The organism is Lentimicrobium sp. S6 (genome assembly GCF_013166635.1).
GTDB lineage: Bacteria > Bacteroidota > Bacteroidia > Bacteroidales > UBA12170 > UBA12170.
Window position 1 is genome coordinate 129104 of the sequence record NZ_JABKBZ010000001.1, and the last position, 23498, is coordinate 152601.

General features: G+C 35.5%; 17 protein-coding genes. 10 read left to right on the forward strand and 7 right to left on the reverse strand.

Going from position 1 to position 23498, the window contains the following annotated elements:
- Positions 1-129: 129 nt before the first annotated feature.
- The gene (locus HNS40_RS00575; RefSeq protein ID WP_172276132.1) at positions 130-2445 is read left to right on the forward strand and encodes a tetratricopeptide repeat protein; all 2316 of its coding nucleotides are present in this window, start codon (positions 130-132) and stop codon (positions 2443-2445) included.
- A gap of 4 nt (positions 2446-2449) precedes the next feature.
- Positions 2450-3178, forward strand: a complete 729-nt coding sequence (locus tag HNS40_RS00580; RefSeq protein ID WP_172276134.1) for a LytTR family DNA-binding domain-containing protein — start codon at positions 2450-2452, stop codon at positions 3176-3178.
- A 10-nt stretch (positions 3179-3188) separates the two neighbouring features.
- Here HNS40_RS00580 and HNS40_RS00585 read toward each other — a convergent pair whose 3' ends face one another.
- The 7 genes from HNS40_RS00585 to HNS40_RS00615 all read right to left on the reverse strand — a co-directional run bounded on the left by HNS40_RS00585 (position 3189) and on the right by HNS40_RS00615 (position 11995).
- On the reverse strand, positions 3189-4922 hold the full coding sequence (locus tag HNS40_RS00585) for an FAD-binding protein (RefSeq protein ID WP_172276136.1): 1734 nt from the start codon (positions 4920-4922) through the stop codon (positions 3189-3191).
- Positions 4915-5562 (reverse strand): ferric reductase-like transmembrane domain-containing protein, encoded by a 648-nt coding sequence (locus tag HNS40_RS00590; protein WP_172276138.1) that lies wholly within the window; start codon positions 5560-5562, stop codon positions 4915-4917. The genes HNS40_RS00585 and HNS40_RS00590 overlap by 8 nt, the downstream gene beginning before the upstream one ends.
- 4 nt (positions 5563-5566) lie before the next feature.
- Complete coding sequence (locus tag HNS40_RS00595) at positions 5567-5779, reverse strand: ferredoxin family protein (RefSeq protein WP_172276140.1); 213 nt, start codon at positions 5777-5779, stop codon at positions 5567-5569.
- Positions 5780-6525: 746 nt separating this feature from the next.
- Positions 6526-7239 (reverse strand): LytTR family DNA-binding domain-containing protein, encoded by a 714-nt coding sequence (locus tag HNS40_RS00600; RefSeq protein ID WP_172276142.1) that lies wholly within the window; start codon positions 7237-7239, stop codon positions 6526-6528.
- Positions 7239-8357: a sensor histidine kinase gene (locus HNS40_RS00605; RefSeq protein ID WP_172276144.1), complete on the reverse strand. Its 1119-nt coding sequence runs from the start codon at positions 8355-8357 to the stop codon at positions 7239-7241. Before HNS40_RS00605 ends, HNS40_RS00600 begins: the two co-directional genes overlap by 1 nt.
- 34 nt (positions 8358-8391) lie before the next feature.
- Complete coding sequence (locus tag HNS40_RS00610) at positions 8392-10662, reverse strand: CotH kinase family protein (RefSeq protein ID WP_172276146.1); 2271 nt, start codon at positions 10660-10662, stop codon at positions 8392-8394.
- A 76-nt stretch (positions 10663-10738) separates the two neighbouring features.
- The gene (locus HNS40_RS00615; RefSeq protein WP_253916192.1) at positions 10739-11995 is read right to left on the reverse strand and encodes a DUF1566 domain-containing protein; all 1257 of its coding nucleotides are present in this window, start codon (positions 11993-11995) and stop codon (positions 10739-10741) included.
- A gap of 250 nt (positions 11996-12245) precedes the next feature.
- Here HNS40_RS00615 and HNS40_RS00620 point away from each other — a divergent pair, with 250 nt between their 5' ends.
- From HNS40_RS00620 to HNS40_RS00655, 8 genes are all read left to right on the forward strand, one after another.
- Positions 12246-13442: a M28 family peptidase gene (locus HNS40_RS00620; RefSeq protein ID WP_172276148.1), complete on the forward strand. Its 1197-nt coding sequence runs from the start codon at positions 12246-12248 to the stop codon at positions 13440-13442.
- A 278-nt stretch (positions 13443-13720) separates the two neighbouring features.
- Positions 13721-14317: a TetR/AcrR family transcriptional regulator gene (locus HNS40_RS00625; protein ID WP_172276150.1), complete on the forward strand. Its 597-nt coding sequence runs from the start codon at positions 13721-13723 to the stop codon at positions 14315-14317.
- Positions 14314-15453: a hypothetical protein gene (locus HNS40_RS00630; protein WP_172276152.1), complete on the forward strand. Its 1140-nt coding sequence runs from the start codon at positions 14314-14316 to the stop codon at positions 15451-15453. Before HNS40_RS00625 ends, HNS40_RS00630 begins: the two co-directional genes overlap by 4 nt.
- 203 nt (positions 15454-15656) lie before the next feature.
- Positions 15657-16367, forward strand: coding sequence for an ABC transporter ATP-binding protein (locus tag HNS40_RS00635; protein WP_172276154.1), 711 nt, complete (start codon positions 15657-15659; stop codon positions 16365-16367).
- Positions 16364-17521: an ABC transporter permease gene (locus HNS40_RS00640; RefSeq protein WP_172276156.1), complete on the forward strand. Its 1158-nt coding sequence runs from the start codon at positions 16364-16366 to the stop codon at positions 17519-17521. Before HNS40_RS00635 ends, HNS40_RS00640 begins: the two co-directional genes overlap by 4 nt.
- Positions 17518-18792 carry an ABC transporter permease gene (locus HNS40_RS00645; RefSeq protein WP_172276158.1) on the forward strand — a complete coding sequence of 425 codons (1275 nt, stop codon included), beginning with the start codon at positions 17518-17520 and terminating at the stop codon, positions 18790-18792. The genes HNS40_RS00640 and HNS40_RS00645 overlap by 4 nt, the downstream gene beginning before the upstream one ends.
- Positions 18793-18910: 118 nt before the next feature.
- Positions 18911-19651 (forward strand): outer membrane lipoprotein-sorting protein, encoded by a 741-nt coding sequence (locus tag HNS40_RS00650; protein ID WP_172276160.1) that lies wholly within the window; start codon positions 18911-18913, stop codon positions 19649-19651.
- Between the two features lie 159 nt (positions 19652-19810).
- Positions 19811-23431 (forward strand): T9SS type A sorting domain-containing protein, encoded by a 3621-nt coding sequence (locus HNS40_RS00655; protein ID WP_172276162.1) that lies wholly within the window; start codon positions 19811-19813, stop codon positions 23429-23431.
- Positions 23432-23498: the final 67 nt, after the last annotated feature.

A 23498-nucleotide genomic window follows, 5' to 3' on the forward strand; every position in this document is an offset into this window, starting at 1 on the left:
CTGTATTGACCAGTAAGTGGTCAGATCTCATTAATATTCGGTCATTTTCTGACTTAAACATAGGTGTTTTAGGTAAAATGAATCATTTAAAAGTATATTAATGACTAGAAAAATAATTAGATTTGCCCTATGAGATCTCCTATTTCCTTGTTTTTCATATTCTTGTTTTTCTTGTTTTTTCAACAGGAATCATATTCCTATGAATCGAAAAAAGATAGTCTTATTGATTTGATAAACATTTCTCATCAAAAAGAGATAGCAAGTCTCTATCATCTCTTATCAAAGGAAGAACAAGTTCCTGATAGCATTAGAAAATATGCCATACTGGCCTTAAAATTTGCCAAATTAGAGCACCAAACTTATACCATGGCTGATGCCTACAAAAGCATAGGCGCTTCATTTCATTTATCCTCCTCTTACCAAGAAGCATTAAGCTATTATGATTCGGCTTTGATGTTTTTCTCCAAAGAAAAACAAAGTAATGCCATTGCAAGAACCTATAGTAACAAAGCTGGAATTTTCATCAAATTTTACTCCCTTGATTCGGCCATTTTCAATAATGAAAAATGTAAAGAATATGCAGAACGCTTAGAGGATGTTGATTTAGAAAGAATATACTTCAGTAGAAAAGCAAATATACTATCATTACAAGGAAATCATTTGCAGTCGATAGAGGTATTAAAGGAGATGATAGAGAAGTACGAGATGAATCCCAACTCAAAATTCATCGCCCTAAAAGATATTGGAATTAACTATTTCAATTTGGGAAATATTGATTCTTCACTCTATTATTATCAGTTGGCTGAGCAATCGGGAATTTCAGAATATCCAAAGAATAAAATCATTTTGCTCAATAATAAAGCCAATGCTTATATTTTTATTGGTGACCATCAAAACTCTATAAAATGTTATCTTGAAGCCATTCGCATTGCCGATTCCATTGATTTTAAATATGGTTTAACCTTGATTAAAAGCAATCTGGCAAATTTATATTTTGAATGGGATAAATTTGATGAAGCCATATCCATTTACAAGGAAAGCCTAGACTTTTTAAAATCGAAAGGAATTTTAAGAAACTTGGCCACCAATTATGTAAATATTGGCATCAGTTATAACTCTATTCATCAGCTAGATTCCTCCATAAAATATTTGAAAATGGCAAAAGAGGCTTGTATACAGACTGATGACCAAGGATTATTGAGTACCGTTTATCATAATTTAGGTCGGATAAGCTTCTCCAAAGATCAATATCAGGAATCTATTTCCTTTTACGATCAAGCTCTTATTTCTAATCAACGTGATAATAATATCAATACCAAAGCCAATATTTATCACGATAAATCATTGTCATTGGCTAAGCTCAAACAATTTGCTAAAGCGCTGGTCTTAATAGATTCGGCTTCTATTATTTACAATAAAATTGAAAACTCACAGCAAGTAGTAGATGTGGAGCTTAGCAAAGCCATCATCCTTCAACAAAAGGGGAGCTTTAAACAGGCCAATGAACAATTATTGGTTTTTATGGATTTAAAAGATTCTGTTTTTAGCACCGAAAAATTTAAGCAAATCAGTGAGTTAGAAACCAAATATAATACCGCAGAAAAAGAAGCTCAAATACAAAAGCAAAATGCTCAACTGGTGGAGAATGAATTGGAAATTAATCAACAAAAAAACCGGGCTTTAACATACGGAATCCTATTTACTGGAGCGGTTATCGTTTTATTAATTATCTCTATTTTCCTACTCAGAATCAGACAGAAACATCAACTGATTAAATCGAAATTAGAACAAAATAGTAAAGAATTAGAAGGACGTTTACTGCGTTCTCAAATGAATCCTCATTTTATTTTTAATTCCCTCAATTCCATTCAAAGCTATATTACTTCTAATGACCAATATCATGCTGAAATGTATCTTTCAAAGTTTGCTAAACTCATGCGTAGCATACTCGAAAATTCTCGTCATGCCTTTGTAAGTATGGATCAGGATTTAGCTAATTTGATGATCTATCTAGAGCTAGAAGAATTAAGGTTCGAAGGCATCTTCACCTCAAATATTGACATTGAAGAAAACATCGATATAGAAAACACCTATATTCCACCCATGCTTATTCAGCCTTATATTGAAAATGCAATTATTCATGGATTGGTAAAAAATACTGGAAAGAAAGGTAAACTCTTGGTGAAATTTGAAGTCATAAATGCTCAATCCATTAAATGCACCATTGAAGACAATGGTATTGGTAGAGAAAAAGCTATGGAGCTGAAATCTAGAGAGATGAAACCCTATAAATCCTTAGGAATGCAAGTAACAAAGGAGAGGATGGAAGTGATATCAGAAATCAATCATGTGAATTTTGATGAGAAAATAATAGATTTAAAAGGAGAAGATGGAGTTGGACAAGGAACAAGAGTTGAGCTCATTATACCTTTTGAAAAAGATTAAAACTATGAAAGCACTAATTGTTGACGACGAAAATAAAAGCAGAAATACGCTCATGAAGTCTATTGAAAAATATGCTTCAGATATAGAAATTGTTGGAGATGCAGCCAGTGTTGTAGAGGCACTCAAAAAAATAAAAGAATTGCAACCCGATTTACTCTTCCTAGACGTTCATTTACCCGATGGCAGTGGTTTTGATATTTTAGAACTCCTCCCCAACTTACATTTCAAGATTATCTTTGTGTCTGCCTACGATAAATATGCCATTGATGCTTTTAAGTTTTCCGCCATAGATTATCTTCTAAAACCTGTGGAACCAGACCTTTTGGTACGTGCCATAGAGAAATCAAAAAAGGAAGACAAACTACAAAGTATGGAAGGCAAATTAAACGTATTACTAAGCAATCGTCAGCATATTGAAAAGATAGCCTTACCAAGCTCCAATGGCTTAGAATTGGTGAAAGTAGACGATATCATCTACTGCCAGGCCGATAGTAATTATACCCTCTTTCATTTGTCTGATGGACAAAAAATACTAGTAAGTCGCAGTTTAAAAGAATACGATGAAATACTTAGTCCGCAAGGCTTTTATAGAATACACCAATCCTATCTCATCAAACTCAGTTATGTGAAAAAGTATATCAAAGGCGAAGGCGGAATAGTAATCTTAGAAAATGGCAAAGAATTGGATGTAAGCCGAAGGAGAAAAGAGGGTTTTCTTAAAGCTGTTAATTAGAGTGTTTCATTCATTCATTGGGCCAAGAACCAAAGGCCTGTTTTTCAAATTTCATATCACCATCTTGGCCTTTATAAATATTAATCCAAGCTTGCCAGTTTTCATTATCTAAGTCGGGATAATCCAGACGGTAATGACTACAGCGACTTTCGGTTCTCATCAGAGAGGCTTTTAATTTCATTTCGGCACTAATAATCATATTAGCAGTTTCATGAGCTAGACGCAACTCATGTAAATCTGCTGCTCTTAGCATGGTCATGTGGTGATCACGCAATTCCTCTATATAGGCCAAAGCTGCTTTCATTAGGTTTTCTTTCTTAATATAAAGAATGAAGTTAGGCATCATTATACCCTGCAAAGTTTGGGTGACCCAAGCTGGACTATAACCCGATTCTCTTTTTAGAGGAGCCGTTATTTCATCATGTATCATTTGAATTTTGCTAAGCGATATGTTTTTATAATCTGCTTTTTCAGCATATAAAGCTGCCGCCTCTCCTGCAATGGCACCTTGTACCGCCGAACCAGCCAAAGAGGAGCCAATCTGTGTGTAAATAGCTCCTGCCATATAAGAACCAAGCGCATCACCTGCAGCATATAGTCCAGGAATATTCGATTCGCATTTGTCATTTATAGGTACTATACCTTCCGATTTATGTATGGCCAAACCTGCCGATGATCCTCCGACCATACTTCCTCCCATTCCAGGGGGACCTCCTTTGCCTTTTTTACCATCACGAGGTGGTGGTCCATCCTTGGGTCTTTCTCTTTGCTTTTCATTTTGGTTAAAACCTACGGGACGATAAGGACCTCCAGAAATATCCATTTTATTCATATCACCAGGGTGACTCATTTTCAAAGGATTTCCATTTACATAGGCCAGATAGTTCATATCCATTCCTAAATCGTGGTGAATACTAACCGAAGTAGTTTCCGGTTTTTTATCAAACATACCTCTCCAGCCATCATAGCATGCTGCTGCATTTTTAGATTGTCCAGCATGACCATCGTTCCACTCTTTACCAGTAACCTTGGCGCCAATATGATAAGCCATGATGGTTCCATCATGGGTTAGGTCGTTTATAGGAAAACCATTGGGTTTAAAACCACCCGCACCGGTACAAAGAATAACACTTTTTGCATTGAAGAAGTATATTTTATTCTCGTCGATACTAAATCCTGCTGCACCAGCAATTTTGCCATTTTCTTTGATAAGATGGCTTATTGTTACTCGCTCAATCACAGAGATTTCCCGATCTTGAAGAGGTTTGCTAAATGATTCATAATATAATGGCGAATTGAAGAAACCCCATTCTCTGAGCTCCTTTACTCGTGCTTGTGAATGTTCAGCAACTTGACGGGTATAAACCGAATTATTAGTGCCTAAGGCTGATTTGCCCACCGACACAACAAACTGGTCAATAGTATATTTTGATGTTTTGGCATCATATTCAAATATTCCTTTGGCAAATGGGGTTTGTCCTGAGGATCCTAAACGTCCTTTTGAAACCATCATGGTTTTTGCACCTGCATCGTGTGATTTAACAGCTGCAAATAAGCCAGCCATTCCGCTACCAATAACTAGTACATCAACATGGTAGTTTTCGCTTTCCATATCATTAGGTTGAATTTCTGCTTCATTTGCGGCCCAACCTGAGTTTATGCCCAATGAAGTGGACGCAGTGATACCCGCAGCAGCAGCTCCTAATACAGTAATAAATTCTTTACGTGATATTTTTTTAGACATGGTTATTGTTTTTTTGTGATGTTGATTTGAAAAAGTATGTTTTCATTAATAGAATCATTGCAGATAGACTTAATAGGATAAAAAGCCAAGACATGGGTTTGTTCATATGTCTGCCCATGCTTAACACATGCAAGGATGCTGCTATTATAAATGCTATTGATAAATAGCCATGAATCATTCGCCATGTTAAATAAGTTAATCGAAGTTTATATCTGAATAGGGAAGTTAAACCAATGATAAGCATAAGGATCCAGGCTGTTAAGCCTAATAATAAACCTTGTTGGTTGATATTAGACAATAGCTCTAGGAAAGCACGATTCGGACTGATTCCTGCTTCAAAATAGCGAGGCAATACGATTAGAAATGGATGTAGGAGCAACACACTTACAAAAACATATCCTAATGCCTTATGCCACTTTATTACTTTCGCCATATGATGCTCCTTTAAAATAGGCTTATTAGCCCTAGATAAAAAGAATTGCATAAGCATCATAGAAAAAGCTAAAATGGTGACTAGGGATATGGCCTCTTTAAGAAGAGAACGCCTTGGAAAATCACCTAAGCTATAAATAAGTATTGGTAAGACAATAAACACTGCAACTGCAGCTATCTGGTTGTATATTTTTATTCTGTTTTCCATCATTTTATCCCCACGAAACAATAACAGGTATGGATTTTTCTGGAGTGATGGTAATGGCATCAACAGGGCAATACATACGACATAAATGACATATTTGACAATCTTCAGGATATTTAATTTCAGCCTTTCCTTTGCTGTTTAAACGAATGACATCGGTGGGGCAAGTTTTCACGCAAGTCCCACAACCTATGCATCCGCTGATGTTATTAATAGCCATTTTGTTTATTTTTTAAAGAATTATTATTTCGACTTCTATATTTTCAGTTTGATCAGATAAACCTACTATTTTAATTTTTTTGCTTTAGTCCGCTTTTATCTCTTTCCATAAGGTAAAAACTAGGTCATTATATCAAACTAACACAAAGATAATAAGAGCTTTCTCTTTTATAAAATACAATCGACGGTTCTAGCTATTTCATCGACAGATTAATGTGTTATATATACAAGTCTTTAAAAAAAGAGTACAAAATGCTAGAAACTAAACTGCAGATAAAAGTTTTATCATTAGTCTCTGATTTTCTGTTTTAAATGGTTTTTGATCAATGGCCTTTTCGAAAATACAAGGGGCTTTAAATTTATTTTATATTCCTTTGGAGTATTGACTCCGTGAAGATATATTACAAAAAAATTCTAGAGTTTAAGGGATAAGTTTTATAGGAAAAAGACTTGAAATTTCTTGTTTCTTAATGCTGAATACATAGCATGGATATTAATTAAAGCAAAGGCGATTGGTGTAAATGGAGTCTCCATATTTAGCACTCCTCTACGGAAATTCTTAGGGGAAGGGGTGGTTTGTCTACAGCTATAGGTTCCTTCTATTATTATTTATCCATCTAATAGCAAATATAGAAAGGTTTTTATACCTCATTTTAGCATGTTTTGTAGTAAAACCAAATCGTTTATAGAGTTTTCTTTAACCATTTTTTGACCATCAAAAATGGGATCTTGGTTTTATTTATTCTTTTACAAAAAATATTGCTCTACATAAGCTTTAAAAGCTTCACGATACTGCTCACTAACTGGAATGTAAGTTTTTTCGTCATAAACAATTCTATTTCGTTCTATGGTAGTAATATTTTTAAGATTAACTATAAAGGAACGATGCACTCTCATGAAGGTATCTGAGGGAATAGATTCCTCCAGTTTTTTCATACTGATTAATGTCATCAGTGGATTCCTGTTGACCAGATGAATGCGAACATACTCTCGCATACTTTCCATATAGGTGATATCGCAAAGGTTTATTTTAATGATTTTATGCTCCGATTTGATAAACAGGAATTCCTCTTTGAAACTCAATTCTTCAGAAGATGGACTCGGTTTACTCAATAACTGATTGGCTTTACTTGCTGCTTTTAGGAAGGCAGTATAGTCTATGGGTTTCAATAGATAATCAATAGCGTCTACTTTATATCCTTCAATGGCATATTCGCTATAAGCAGTAGTGAAGATAATTCCGGGGGCTTTAGTTAATGATTTGGCAAAGTCCATTCCACTAAAATCGGGCATATTGATATCAAGCAACAGAAGGTCTATTTCTTGTTTCTGGATAATATTGAGCGCTTCTAAAGCACTTTCGCAAGTATCTACTAACTCCAAGAAAGGAGTTTTCTCGATATAGGCCGCCATTTTTTTGCGGGCCAAAGGTTCGTCATCTATAGCAAGGCATTTTAACATCACGATAAAGGTATGGATAAATGAATAGCATATTGCTCTGGAGTATCAGAAATATTTAAAATAAAATTCTTTTGATACAATAGTTTTAATCTTTTTTTCACATTTTCGAGTCCAATACCAGAGCCCTCCTCGTCTTTAGAAACTGCTCCTTGGCTATTTTTTACTTCAAGAATAAGTTTATTTTCATCTACTTTTAGATCGATATAAATAAAACTAGCTTTTTGATAACTCACGCCATGTTTAAAGGCATTTTCGATAAAAGAAGTAAAGAGTAAAGGCGGCAGATTTTTATTAGGAATATGGCTAGGCATATTCACTTGAATATCTACTTTCTCAGACACCCTTAATTTCATCAGTTCCACATAGCTTTCAATAAATTCCGTTTCCTTTTGTACCGTGGTAGTATCATTGGAAGTTTCATAGAGCAGGTAGCGCATCATTTTTGATAGTTTCATTACCGCATCTTTTGCTGATTCACCACTAATATCTATAAGGGTATGTATATTGTTCAAAGTATTCATAAAGAAGTGGGGACTTACTTGATGACGGAGCATTTCTAATAGGTTTTCCACATTCTCTTTTTCCAATTCCTCTTTTTCCTTTTCCGATTTTGCCCATTCAAAAGAAGCTCTAAGTCCTGTATCGAAACCAATAGTTAGAAAAGAAAAAATGAGGAGGTTTATAAATGGAGGTAAAGGTTGTCCCGGCAGATTTTGCATAGGAGGTAGATTCTGATTTCTGTTTGGACTAAATTGTCTATCTGGAGGAGGAGGCATTCTTCTGCTATTCTGCATTTCGTGTCTAGACCTTAAAGTATCCTTAGGTAGAAAGAATTGGAAGCCTATAGTAACAAGAGCAATTAAAGCTATAACGGAAGCAAAATATTTGATTGTCTTCTTTTTGAATAATAACTTAGGGACTAGGAAGAATCTGTTGATTAAGAATAATAAAAAAACTAAACCCAAGGTATCAAGTGGTTTCAAGGCCACTTCCCAAGTTAAAGAATCCGTAGTGTTTCGGAATAAGATGGGCGCAAAAATCATAATCAACCACATTACTGTGATGAGTATGATTTCTGTTCTTCGAAATATTGGGTTTTGTTTTATTGCCTTCTTCATTAGTGCTAATTTAAACCTTTATTAGAGATACTTATTATTGCACCAACATTTTTTTCACTAAGGATTGGCCTTCAAACTGAAGTTGATATAGGTAAACTCCTGTTTTATTATTGTCGGCATTCCATTGGTATGAATACTTCCCAGCTTGTTTTTCACCTGCTTCTAAGGTTTCTATCAGTTGTCCATACATATTATAAACACCCAAACTTACATAGCCAGTTTTTTCTATCTCAATATTTATTTGTGTTTGGTGCGTGAAAGGGTTTGGAATATTTTGATCTAATTGAATACCAGAATTCAAGCTTTCAAGATTTGAGACATCCATAATTAAAGGTTCATTTTCTTCACTAAAAGTAGCCATCATTTCTGCAAAATCACCAGTTCCATTGGGGTATCTTCCATAGGAGGTATCTGCCTTTTGTTCAGTGAAGGTAACTTGGTCAATCACATTTAAATCAGTATCATATAGGAATAATGATTCTCCAGAAGAAGAAAGCTTTAAATCGGCATGTAAGCCAGATTGCTCTTCATCTTTATCGGCCCAAATAATGAGATAATCTCCTGCTAAAATATTGGTATCAGGAAAAGCCCACATATCAGGTTCTGTGGCATCATCACTTAAGTAAATACCTTCTAGTTCAATAGTGGTATTGCTATTATTATATAATTCTATCCAATCGTCATATTCTCCATTTTGATCCACAACGGTACTTTCATTATCAGCCATTAATTCATTAATAACCAAATCGTTATTTACGCTGATGTCGAAAAACTCATATTCTGCTCTCACTGGAAGAAAAGCTACAGCATCGGTATTTGCTGCATAGATATAGTATTGAATATCGCTGTGACTTACCAAAATCGATATCCCATAAACACCATCCCCGGCAGCGCCATCCTGATGATTTCCATCATCAAACATTTCTACTTTTTCAAATATTCCTAGTTGACTTTGTCTATAGGCCAGAAAAACTTGTTCGGCTTGTTCTACTTCTGTACTCAACCAGACTTCTGAATTTGCAGAAACCTCCTCAGGACTATAAGAGGCACTTGCTATTTGTGGCTGAGCAGCTTGAAAATCTGATAAACCCAAAATATAATCAACACGAGCATCCATTAATTGTGATATTCCAATGACGCTATTAGGACCTCCTCCAACAGAATTATATAGATTTGAAGTAAATTCAGAATAGGAGTAAAATTTATTTTGATCTGCTTGAACATCTTCTTCAATTATACTTTGTATTTCCAGTGCGCGATCAAGATATTGGTCATCACTGAAATTCTCTTCTATGATGGTTTTCATGTGAGCCACATACATTTTACGGTATGTTTCATTGCTTAGAATTTTACTGATAATTGGAAAATCATCTTCATTAATATTGGCAAATGGGCTAAACTGTTGTAATTGGTTAGTACTCAAATTACCCAATGTTTGGTGGGAGCGAAATCCCCCAAAGCTTTCGTTTAAATCCCAAGGAATAGGGTTGAATCTTCCATTATCATCTTTATAGAGGTAATGATTTTGTGGATTATTGATAGGGCCATCTAAATTAACCAATAGATTGGAAAAGGCTAAAAACCACAGGTGACGATCAATATCTAAAACTTGATGGACGTATTCTTCGTGATTGTTCAGAGTATCTAAAAACTGGATAAGCTCCTCCCAACCATAATCGGATTTCATATCGTAATATCCATAATAGTTGCTAGAATCTGCTCCATAATATTCCCAAACGCCACCCGATGGAGGTCCGTTTGAGGTAATTTCACCCTTTGCACGGGTGTTATCTCTGCTACCAAAATTACTTTGCATAAAGAATTTATCTACGCTTTGGTCATTGGTATACAAGCCTAAATGGGTTCCGTTGATGTATACATTGGCATAATTTGATTGGCTCGCAGGGAAATATTTTCGGGCAGTTTCATAGCTAAGTACTTCTCGAACAAGACTTGGATCTTTAAATCCATTAGCCAGTTTTAAGGTCCCATATCCTTCCAATGATTGATCATTAATAATATAATCTAATTTGATATTGAGCGGGTTTTTAACTTGATTAGAACTATAGGTACTATTTCCTTTATATCTAATTCCTGCACTGTCAAAAACTTGTCCATTAATGGATACGCTACCCATCAACCTTTCTTCGTCGCCTGCTTGAGCCATTTGATCGAGTAAATAATCCCAATTAGACTCTTCAAAAGTGATTTCTATGGTGTTAATAGTATTGATATCATAAAAAGACTGACCAAATGCAAAACTCGAAAAGAACAATGCAAAGCTTAATTGTAATATTTGTTTCATCGTAAAATTTTTGGTTTAAGAATACTTAAAAAATTAAAAAAAGGCTCCATATAAAAAAGGAGCCTCATCCTCATCACTATATACTCCTCACTAATCTAACGTAATTATATATTCTAATCGCATCTCCTTGTGGTCCATTTCCAGTTGGATAATCATCAGGATTTCCTGTTTTTGGGTCGCTACGTTGAGCTCCTGCACCATGCACATCTGTCCAGCTTCCATCCATATATCCCATGGCCCTTCCAAAGCTTACATAAGCTCCTGCTGAACCACCAACATCTGACCAGTTGGAATGTGTTGTTCCTGACCAATAGCACGCGTAATCGCTTTGCCCTGCTTCGTTGGTTATTTCGCTAGCATTGAATAATGGGTCGATAGCAGCTGATTGTGTAGTACCAGGAGAGCGACTATAATCTAAAATACTTTGTAATTCTTTTACATCGGGTAATCTCCAATCACTATGTCCAGCAAATTCAAAATTCTCAGCGTATGTTAATGCTTCTTCCCAGTTCTTACCTGCTCCATTATCATCTTGCATCCACATTAATTCTGTTGCCTCATCGCTTATGGTTCCATCTTCATTATCAACAAATTGATTGATTCCATATTCTGTGTTTCCTCTTACGTAGGTTACAAAAAAGGTTTTATCACCAGGGCCAAAAGGCATAGATAATCCATAACCTTTAATTCTACCATCGGCAAAGTTTACTCCAAATAGTAATTCTCCATCTACATACAAATTGGAGGAAGCGTATTGAGAATCGATGATTCTTTCACCAGCATCCGTATCTCCATAAGCAAAGTCGAAGTAATCTGTATCGATGAAAGGAATTAATCCATCGGTATCATCACCTTCATAACCACTTGGATCTACTCCAGTAAAAACGATTAAGGAATATTGTTCTTTAATACTAGGTAATCTCCAATCATCATATCCTCCCAAATCAAAAGAAGATGCCCCAGCCAAAGCTTCGGCATAAGTTAGTTTATCATCGGCATCTATATCACCATCACCATCGGTATCTGGGCTCTGCTGCCACATTAGGCCAGTTACCATATCTGTAACAGTGCCATCACCATTATCAACATAAGAGGTTTGGTTTCCTGTATAGCTTGCATCTTGACCATAAAATGATGCACCTTGTGCTGGTTTAGAAATATCGTTTTGGTTATCATAGAATGTTACTTGCATGGTTTCTACTATTGGATATCCGGAAACTTCTGGTAAAATTACCTCTCCACCTGTGGTGTCATCCACTATGATTTCTTCATCATTTTTTGTACAACTTAATAATACCATGATTACTAAAAGTAAACCTAAACTATATAACATTCTCTGTACTGTTAACCTTGTTAAATCCTTCATCATCTTTCCTTTCACTTATTGATTATCTATGGTGCAATAATAATATGGGATGTGGCGAATTGAAAATATTTTCAATGGATAGCTATAGTTTATCTATGGAAATGAGAATTGAATCTATGAATTTTAACTTCAAAAAAACGCTTTTACCTTGTATGACTCGTTTTTGGCATTTCTTACTATCTTAGCTCACGCATATTTTTTATAAAACACAATCATGATGAAACGTATTTATTTACTATCGATTTTCCTAATATTTGGACTGTTTTCATTTGCTCAAACCTATAATGCTCAGGTTGAAAATGTCATCAATACTGTAAATTTAGATTCACTAATTTATCAAATGAGAAACCTCAGTGGTGAAGATGAAGTGGTGATTAATGATGAAACTACTACCATTGAGCATAGAGTGAGTAATTGGGGGAATAATTTAGCTGCTCAATATATTTATGAAACACTAGAAAATATTGGATTAGAACCCACTTGGGATTTATACAGCATGAATGGCGTAAATGTATATGCAGTGCAAGAAGGCAGTGTATACCCTGACGAATATTATATGATATGTGCCCATTACGATGCGGTAGATTATTATTGTGCCGATGATAATGCCAGTGGTTCGGCTGCAGTGATTGAAGCGGCTCGTATTTTAAGCAGTATGGAGTTTGAATACTCCATTATCTATGCTCTTTGGGACGAAGAAGAAATTGGATTGATTGGTAGTGCGGATTATGCCGCTATAGCGGCCAGTAATGGTGATGTAATACATTCAGTTATAAATATGGATATGATTGCTTGGGATGGTGATGAAGATATGGTTGCGGAGATACATTCTAGCTATACAGCCAATTCCAATGAATTATCAGATTATATAGTTGAGATTGACGAGATCTATAGCTTGGCAATAGAACCAAGTGTGATCATTCCGGGTGCAGGTGGCACCGATCATTCTAGCTTTTGGAATAATGACTATGCTGCTGTGGTGGTATCAGAAGAATATTATGGTGGAGATTTTAATCCCTATTATCATACAGCACAAGATAGAATTGCTGTATTAAACATGGATTATTTCCATGAAATGTCTAAATTATGTATTGCTAGCTTGACTTCTTTCTGCCATCCTATTTTAAATACCTCGGTAAGTGAAAACAGAAAGTCAGATGCCAAACATATACAGGTTTATCCTAATCCTGCAACTACTATAGCTCATATTACTTGTCGAACTCCTTCATCTGATTTTACTCAAGTCACTTTATTGAATAATATGGGACAAAGTTTATTAACTCTATACCAAGGTGAGGTAATAGGAGAGAGTTTGAATCTGGAGCTTCCTCTAAATTCTTTAGCCAAGGGTATTTATTTTGTAAAAATGGAATCAACTAATGGCTCTAAAACACAGAAATTAATGGTAGAATAGTCAGGTTCATAGTAAAAACCTTTTATAAAAAAACATTAACATAGAGGAAGTCATTCTTTATGTTTTTATCTAAATCTTTTTTTAAGAGTAAGCGTTAGGTTATATAAAAGCTTATATATCAATGGTAAATATTGATGTGTAAGGATTGAAAGTGATTTTAATTTCAGGCTCACACCTTTCATTAATTACATATCAGACCTTCAATATCAAAAATATTAATGTTACGACTTGATAATTATAATACTTAATTCGTAATATTGTAAAATATTCGTAACAACATGAGAAACGAAAAACATAATAAAAGTTATAAAACCCTTTTGGAAACCGCCAAACCTCTTTTCTGGAAATACGGTGTAAAAAGAGTGAGTGTTGAAGAAATATGCAAAGAAGCCAAAGTGAGTAAGATGACCTTCTATCGCCATTTTAAAAATAAGAACGAATTGGCTTTGGAAATCATGCTGAAGATTTTTGATAAAGGATTATTAGACTATAGACAGGTGATGGCACAAGATATTCCCTTTGTACAAAAAATAGAAGAAATTATTTCCTTGAAATTTCAAAACACCCAAGATGTAAGTGAAGAATTTATCAAAGATATTTATGTGAATGGGGATATCACGACACAAAAAATGATTGAGGAATATTCTGAAACCATGCTTCTAGAATTTAAACAAGACTTGGCCAATGCTCAAAAAAAAGGATGGATCAGAAAAGACATTAAGATAGAATTCATCATGAAAATGAGAGACCAAATCACTCAATTACTCAATGATGATTCATTTTTAGCTATATATAAAACACCCCAAGAAGCCATTATGGAAGTCACTAGGTTTTTCTTTTATGGTTTGATGAATTCGGAGGAGGCCAAATCATGAAAAAGAAGTTCCATATTATTTTAGTATTGGCCATGATAAGCATGGCTCAGCTGAGCAGTGGACAAGCCAAGTTGGAGTTCGACGGGCAGTTGTCTCTTTATGGAAACTATAATCCCGATTCGGATTTGGATGTGCTTTTAGGCGGTAGATATTTACCTGAGCTTAATCTCAAGCTACCTTTGAAAAACAGCAAAGCTTTCGACTTTCAAGCAGCAGCAAATATTTATGGAGCCTATATTACTCATCCTTTTGACTCCTCATGGAGCGATGGAAATATTAAAGCTTATCGGGCTTGGGGGCGATATACCACTGAGCAATTTGAGCTCAGAGTAGGATTGCAAAAAATAGATTTCGGAACGGCCATGTTGCTTCGTCCTTTGCAGTGGTTCGACGAAATAGATCCTCGAGATCCGCTCAAATTCACTAATGGAGTTTATGCTGCATTAGCCCGATATTATTTCCTCAATAATGCCAATATCTGGATTTGGGGATTGTATGGAAATGAGAATCCCAGAGGATTTGAACTCATCCCTAGCCAAGAAAAGATTCCAGAGTTTGGAGGAAGGGTTCAATATCCTATTCCAAGAGGTGAAATTGCTTTCACTTACCATCATAGGAATGCTGATGCGAGTGATTTTAGTCAATTGGGTTTGGTAGAAGAAATCCCTGAAAATAAGTTTGGTATAGATGGTAAATGGGATGTGGAAGTGGGACTTTGGTTCGAAGCTGCATATACTCAAAAAACTATAGATGTGGGCTTGTTGACTCATCAAACTTATACCACGCTTGGCACCGACTACACTTTTGGTTTAGGAAACGGACTAAATGTGGTGGTAGAACATCTGGTAGGAGCTTTAGATGAAGAAGCATTTGAGTTTTCGTACATCACTAATGCTACGGCAGCCATCCTCAGTTATCCATTGACTATGTACGATAATATCAGTATTATTAATTCTTATAGCTGGGACATGCAGGCCTATTCATTCTTCTTGAATTATGAGCATCAGTTTAAGAATTTCACAGGCTATATTATGGCCTATTATAACCCTGATATTCAACAAAAAACAATTGAAAATAATTTTGAAAATACTTTCACTGGGCCTGGACTCAGGTTGATGTTGGTTTATAATCATTAAATAAGAGATGAATATGTTATATAGAATAGAAAATCATTTTGTATAAATTCAATGGCTTTTGACCCCTCCCTAAAGGGTGAGCTATTTAAAATCAGGCTCCCTTTAGGGCTGGGGCGAAACTCTTTTTCAATTTAATGACAAGGGGAATTTGAATATAAATATTAGAGGTAGATAATAAAGACAATCATTAAATACAGAGCAATATGAGCAATCACATCATTTCAATCGAAAAAGTGACCAAGCGTTTCCCAGTTGGGGAAGGTGAATTTACAGCTTTAAATCAAGTTGACCTACAGTTTGAAAAAGGAGAGTTTGCCGGAATTGTAGGGCCTAGCGGTTCAGGAAAAACCACTTTACTCAATATCATAGGTTCTTTAGATTCACCAACGGAGGGCAAAGCCATTGTGATGGGTAAAAACATTAAAGAATTATCGCATAAAGAGTCGGCTGGTTTGAGGAATAAGCACTTGGGTTTTATCTTTCAAGTGTATAATCTATTGCCAGTTTATACTGTTTTCGAAAATGTTGAGTTTGCGTTAATTCTTCAGAATAAATCGGCTAGCGAGAGAAAAAAAGCGGTGATGGAAGCTCTAGAATGGGTGGGTTTAGAAAATATGGCCAAGAAAAAACCTGCTAAATTATCGGGTGGAGAAGGCCAGAGGGTTGCTATTGCACGTGCTATGGTCAAGAGGCCCGAAATAGTTTTGGCCGATGAACCTACTGCCAACTTGGATGCAAAAAATGCTCATGCCATTATCCAAACCATGAAAAAGCTAAATGAGGAGCTCAATACTACCTTCTTGTTTTCTACCCACGATGAAAAAGTAATGGCCTATCTCAACAGAATGGTGCATTTAGAGGATGGCAAAGTGGTGAAAGATGAGCTCATAGAAACTAAAAATATCATATCATGAAATTAGCCTTTCAATTAGCCTATAAAAACCTTATTGGTTCGGGTCTGAGGACTTGGCTCAATGTAGGTGTTCTTTCTTTTGCCTTCGTGATCATGATATTTTATAATGGATTGATTGACGGTTGGGATCAGCAAGCCAAACTAGATAGCATAGCTTGGGAATATGGCCATGGCCAACTTCTCGAAGAAAGCTATGACCCTTTCGATCCATTTACACTTCAAGATGGACATGCTGAGTTTGAAGCAGAAAAAGCGAGAAACCTAAGCCCTATTCTGATTCGTCAAGCTTCTATTTATCCTGATGGGAGAATGCTTTCGGTTTCATTAAAAGGAATAGAAGCCCAGCAAGAAATACTCAAACTTCCAACAGCTGCTTTGGAAAAAAGTGATGCTTTCATTCCTGCAGTCATCGGGAAAAGGATGGCAGAATCCGCTAATTTGGAGGAGGGCGATGAGGTATTATTACGCTGGAGAGATAAAAATGGAACCTTCGATGCTGCTAATATTACTATAGTGGATATTTTTGATTGTAATGTTCCCAATGTGGATAATGGTCAGATTTGGGTTTCGATAGATAAATTATGGGAAATTACCGGAATGAGCAATCATGCTACTATGTTTATTGCTTCAGAAGATTATGTTCATGTAGAAATGAAAGGCTGGAAATACAGTAGCCAAGAAGACCTGCTCAAAGAAATCAGCGACATCATTGCCATGAAAAAAACCAGTGGTTCCATCATGTATGGATTGCTTTTGGCCATTGCCCTATTAGCGATTTTCGATACTCAGGTACTTTCAATTTTCCGCCGTCAGAAAGAAATTGGCACCTATATTGCTCTTGGAATGACTCGCTGGCAAGTGGTAGGCTTATTCACCGTAGAAGGAAGTATGTATAGCTTTTTAGCTACTTTGGTAGGCAGTGCTTATGGTATTCCATTTTTCTATTATATGGCTACCAATGGCATTACCATGGCAGCCAATGCCGATGATATAGGAATTTCCATTGCCGATGTCATTTATCCAGTATTTGGCATAGGACTTATAATTGGTTCTATTATTCTAGTGGTGATATCAGCAACTATTGTCAGCTTTTTACCAGCCAGAAAAATTGCAAAAATGAACCCTGTTGATGCTTTGAAAGGAAAATTATCATGATCAAGTTTTTGTTAAAAGGAATATTAGGAGATAAGAACAGAAGTCTACTCCCCATTATCATTATCAGTATTGGTGTGATGCTGACCATATTCTTAAGTGGATATATGCGCGGCGCTATGGGCGATATGATAGAACAAAATGCTCGCTTTCAAACTGGCCATGTGAAAGTGATGAGCCGTGTTTATGCCGAAAATGAATCACAAATGCCCAACGATTTGGCTTTACTTGGTGTAAGTGAAATTCAATCTCAATTAGAAGAAGACTTTCCGGATGTGGAATGGGTTGATCGCATTCGTTTTGGAGGATTATTGGATGTTCCTGATGCCAATGGAGAAACCAAAGGCCAAGGTCCCTCAGCAGGAATGGCCTTGGAGTTATTCTCTAAAAACACTGGAGAAGTTCAACGTTTGAATATGGAGCAATCTATAGTTAGAGGTGAAATTCCTAGCAAAAAAGGGGAGGCTTTAATAGGCGAAGATTTTGCTACAAAGCTGGATATTTCCATAGGAGATAGAATCACCTTTATGGGCACCACCATGAATGGAAGCATGACTTTCGCCGACTTTGTAGTGAGTGGAACTATTCGGTTTGGCTCTGCTGCTTTAGATAGAGGAATCCTCATTATTGATATTAGTGATGCCAGATATATGCTCGATATGGAGGATGCCGCTGGAGAAATAATAGGTTTTTTAGGTGAAGGACTTTATGTGGATGAAAAAGCAACGGAAATAGCCCAAGAGTTCAACGAGAAATATGCTGGAATTAATGATGAGTTTGCTCCACTGATGCTCCGTTTACGCGACCAAAATAACTTGGATAGCTATTTGGAATATGTGGATGGTTTTGCTTCTATGTTTGTCACTATTTTTGTGCTGGTGATGTCTATAGTGCTTTGGAATACTGGATTACTTGGTGGACTTCGTAGGTATCAGGAATTTGGCATCCGATTGGCTTTAGGCGAAGAAAAAGGTCATATTTACCGCAGTTTAATTTACGAAGCCATCCTCATAGGAATTATTGGTTCTATTGTTGGAACTACACTTGGTTTGCTCGGAACTTGGTATATGCAAGTGGTGGGAATAGATATCACAGGCATGATGCAAAACTCTACCATGTTGATGCCTAATGTGCTTCGTTCAAAGTTCACTCCAGAGCTATTATATATTGGTTTTATACCTGGTTTAGTAGCCATGGTATTGGGGAATATGCTTTCAGGAATTGGGATTTATAAGCGGGAGACGGCTACTTTGTTTAAGGAGTTGGAGGTGTAAAAAAACAAGCTTTGTGTCACCTTTGTGCGAACTTTGAGGCCCTTTGTGGTATAGCTTTTTAATAATTATTTTGAACAAAGAAGACACAATGTAATAAAGTGAATAAAAAGAAAACAACATGAAAAATATAATAACAATCACCCTAATACTCATCGGAATAGGGGCTTTTGCCCAAGAAACTCCAGATGCAAAAACCATTATTGACAAAGTAGATTTCAATATGTCGTCTGACACCAAAATTACCAAATCGCAAATGGTGGTTTATGGCAGAAGAAACAGTAGAACTTTGGAGTCCATCAGTTATACCAAAGGTCATGAGGAATCCTATACCGAGTACTTAGCTCCTGAAAGAGAAAAAGGAACCAAGATGCTCAAGCTGGAAGATCGCTTGTGGATTTATACGCCCTCTACCGATAGAACCATTCAGCTCTCGGGTCACATGTTACGCCAATCGGTGATGGGTTCGGATATGAGTTATGAAGACATGATGGAAGACCGAAAACTATTGGATATTTATGAAGCTGAAGTAATAGGAGAGGAGGACATTAATGGAAAATCCTGTTGGGTTTTAGAACTCCATGCCAAGGTGGATGATGCTTCTTACCAAAGTCGTAAGATATGGATAGAAAAAGAACACTTTGTACCCTTGAAAGAGGAATTATTTGCTAAAAGTGGACAGTTGCTTAAGAAGACAGAGATGAGCGATGTGAGACCAGTAGATGGCCGTTGGTATCCTCATAAAATCAATTATAAAGATATGCTTAAAGATGGAAAAGGTACGGATTTCATTATTTTAGAAGTGCAGATAGATGCGGAGATTCCTGCTCATATTTTGAGTAAAGCTGCTTTGAGGAAGTAAGTTAAGAGTACTTAAAGTACATTAAAGTACTTAAAGTTTACAAAACACCAACACCTATAGGGTTCTCAAAATCAAATTTCATAGCAGACAATATTGCTTTCCATTTGTCGTTTTGTTTTTAATTGTTAACCGTTACAACCGCATATTGAAAACGACCCTATGAAACGCATATTTCTACTTTTTTTCTTATTGATGACTATTTATTGTTTTCCCCAATCCGAAATTTGGGGAATTAAACAACAGGCAGGAAAGCATAATGGAGGATTTTTATATAGTATTGATAGCGCGACTAATAAAATTATTGAGCATCAGTATTTTGCCAACCCCAAAGCAGATTCTAGAAAATCTGGAATATTATATGATTCCACAACAAAATGCATGTTCGGTGCTTGTAATCAAATATTGTATAAATACGATTTAGTAAACAGAACTATTGAATCAAAAATATTAGAAGAAGAAGTATATGGTAGCTTTGTGAAAGCATCAAATGGCAACTTGTATATTCTATCAAAGAATGGATTGATAAAGGTAAATCCAAGAGATTTAAGCATGGAGCTGGTAGGGCAATTCTATGGTCAATTTATTTTGCCTGATTCAACCATGTTTTTTGAGACAGAAGTTGGAACTTCATATGGATTATGTGAGGTTTCGGAGGACCATTATATTGTGGCTAATTATACAGAAGATAATTCCTATCATTGGAAGCATACTTTTTTACATTCAATAAATACAGCAACCGATTCCATTGAGTTGATATATCGTACTTCTTTTTATCCCGAAAATGAATCTCTTATCCCTTTAGGAAATTTCTACCCACATAATGGCTTACTATATGCCTTATTTTCTATGAATGGTGAAATTGGGCTTTATTCTTTAAATCCTCTAAACCTGGAGTTTTCAAATGTTCATGTTTTTGATGAATTAAGAGCATATCAAAACACTCTGCCCTATATTATCTCTTCTCAAGGGAAAATATATGTAAAAACGCGAAACACTTCAGGTAATCAAACCCTTCTATGTGAGTGTGTTATTGACACAGAAGAGTTTAAAATCTTGTCAGAAATACCTCTGAACTTTAACCATAACCGAATGATAACAGATGAAAATAATGATCTTTATCTCCTATTAGATATTTCTGAAGATTGGTTAATAAAAACAGCATTTTATCAATATAATTTTGAAACCAGTCAGCTTGATTCCTTGTTTTTTATTAGTGAAAGATATTTCAATACTTCCATATATGATGAGTTTGGTTCGCTAGTTTTATTTAATAATGGGATTATTTCTTTTCTAGATAATAACCAAGATTTAGATTATCAAATTGTATCCTATAATACTGACCAATTGAAAATTGACACTATTGCATACCTCCAGAATTCCTTCAATTTTACAGATTCACTAATCTTGCCTGCAAGTTTTTGCGAAGCTGAAAACGGCAATTTAATGCTACTAAATAATAGAAAGATCAGAATGCTTTCATGGTATTATAAGTACTTTTTCAGTTTCACTGAATATAATCCACAAACAAAAGAACTCATAAGATCCGATGAGTTGGAATTATCTAGTTATTGTGAAAACCCTCAAATCTATAAAATGAGTGATGAGGAATATTGTATTACCTGCAATCAGGACAGTGTCATCCTCAAATATCATTGGTCCGAAAATGAAATCACCAATATTGAAACACCTTTTTCTGCTGAATGGATCAAAGAAAAAGACAATAGTTTTATTGGGACTTCTGAAGACACTACAATATATAGGTTTAATTATCATTCAGAGCAATTTGAAAAACTTTACAAGCCCGATTCTGATACAAGTTTTGACTTGGCATGCATAGACAAGGAAAACAGATTGTTCATTTATTCTGAGTCAATTGAGCAATTCTTATGCCTTGATTTAAACACAAACGAAATAAGTTCTGTGAATCAATTAAACGCGCTTATTGAACAAGTAAATTATTATCGAATTGAAAAGGTTTTCTCTGAAGGAGCGTATTTGTTTTTTGTTGTTTACATATCATCACCCTATGCTTACAAGCTTTTTAGATACCATCTTCCAAGTCATGAATTTAAGCTTATCAATATTGAAGAAAATGAAGATTTATCCTTCTTTCAGTTTATTGAAAACTATACTAATGATGGTATTTTTATTGCAAGTCTAGATATAGATAATAATACTTCTGGCTATTTACAATCTTTAGCCAATAATAGTGATTCCTCAATAATGCTTGATGCCTTCGAGAACAAAACATCAGCATATGAAAATGTATATGAGTCCTATTTGAGATTAATAAAAACCAAGAAAAAACCTATTCACCGATGGATTGGTGGCTTAAGCGAGGATTGGTATGAATCAGGAAACTGGTCTAATGCAAGTTTACCAACTGAAGGCAGCTCAGTGAATATTATGAATAATGCAATGTTTTACCCAGTTATTGATTCAACAATCAAAATTCGAAACTTATATATTTATAATGATGCTAAAATCCTATTAGAGAAAAAAGCTGAAATGATGGTTTCTGATGTTCTTAAAAACCATGGAACAATAAATATGACAGCCAACAATCACCAAAGAAGCTCACTAATAGTAGAAGGAGAATTCATACAAAAAGGAGTACAAAAGTATATCTTTACAGCTGATTCAATAAATAGTAAAATCCTGGCCAGTCCGATGAGGGCAGTAGAAAAATATGTCCAGCCATCTTACTCTGAGGCAGCTTTTAATGAAACCAATTTTGCATTTAGTGGAATCCAGTTTTATCCTCATTTTAGCGAAACATGTCAAGCGCTACAATATACTTGCCAGGATACTTTGCTGGAGTTTAAAGGAAGTTTTAATCATGGTAAACAGAACTTACGAATCCCCATACTTTCTGAACCGGAATTATATCCATTATCCAACCCTTATCCCAGTTCCTTCAACTGGAATAAAACTCAAACTACTACCTTAACTCATCAGGCTTGCTATTTCTTTAATGAAGAGGAAAACACCATTTCAGCGACTGTTGATGGCATTGGAAACCATCCTCCATTTATTCGTCCTTTGGAAGTATTTTGGGTTTATGGAAATGGAGAGGAGTCTATTCAAATTGACCAATCTGCTTTGATGCATGAACAGGACTTCGAAGAAGAAATTCCAAACAGAAAGGTGCTGAGTTTACAAGTAACGGGAGCTAAGAAGACAAGCGAAACCCTCATTGCTTTTAATGACTTAGCCAGCCCTGATTACGATCCACAATTGGATGCTTTTAAGTTTATCAAAAATGAAAGCTACCCTCATATTTTCACCAAAGCTGAAGATGAGCTATTGATGATTAACCAGCATCCCGATACCACCATGATGAACCTGTTTGTTCAAATGGGAACAGATGGAAATATGAACATAAAACTATCAGAAAATCATGGCTTCGATTTTTTGGTTTTAGAAGATTTAATCTGGCATACCAGAACCGATTTATTAGAAGATGATTACCAATTTGACTATTTCACTTCCGATGGATATTATCCCTTTAAATTATACTTTAATTCTTGGGTTTTGGAGCCCTTAGAGGAGGCTGACATTCAAATGTATTACTATCCAGAGTATTTAGTAGTAAAGAGCAGAAAACAAGTAAAGCAAGCCGACATCATCTTTTATGATTTGGCAGGTCGAGTGGTTCTTGAGTTTAGCGAGCAAAACTTCTTCTATATCGAAAAACCCATTCAAATTCCTGCTGGTCATTATATTGTACAGTTACGTAGTGGCGATTTGGTGATAAATGAGAAGATTTTGGTGAGATAATATTCCTTCCATTAAATGATTATTGGCTTATTCCTTTGATTTTGACTAGTATAATCAATATAATTAT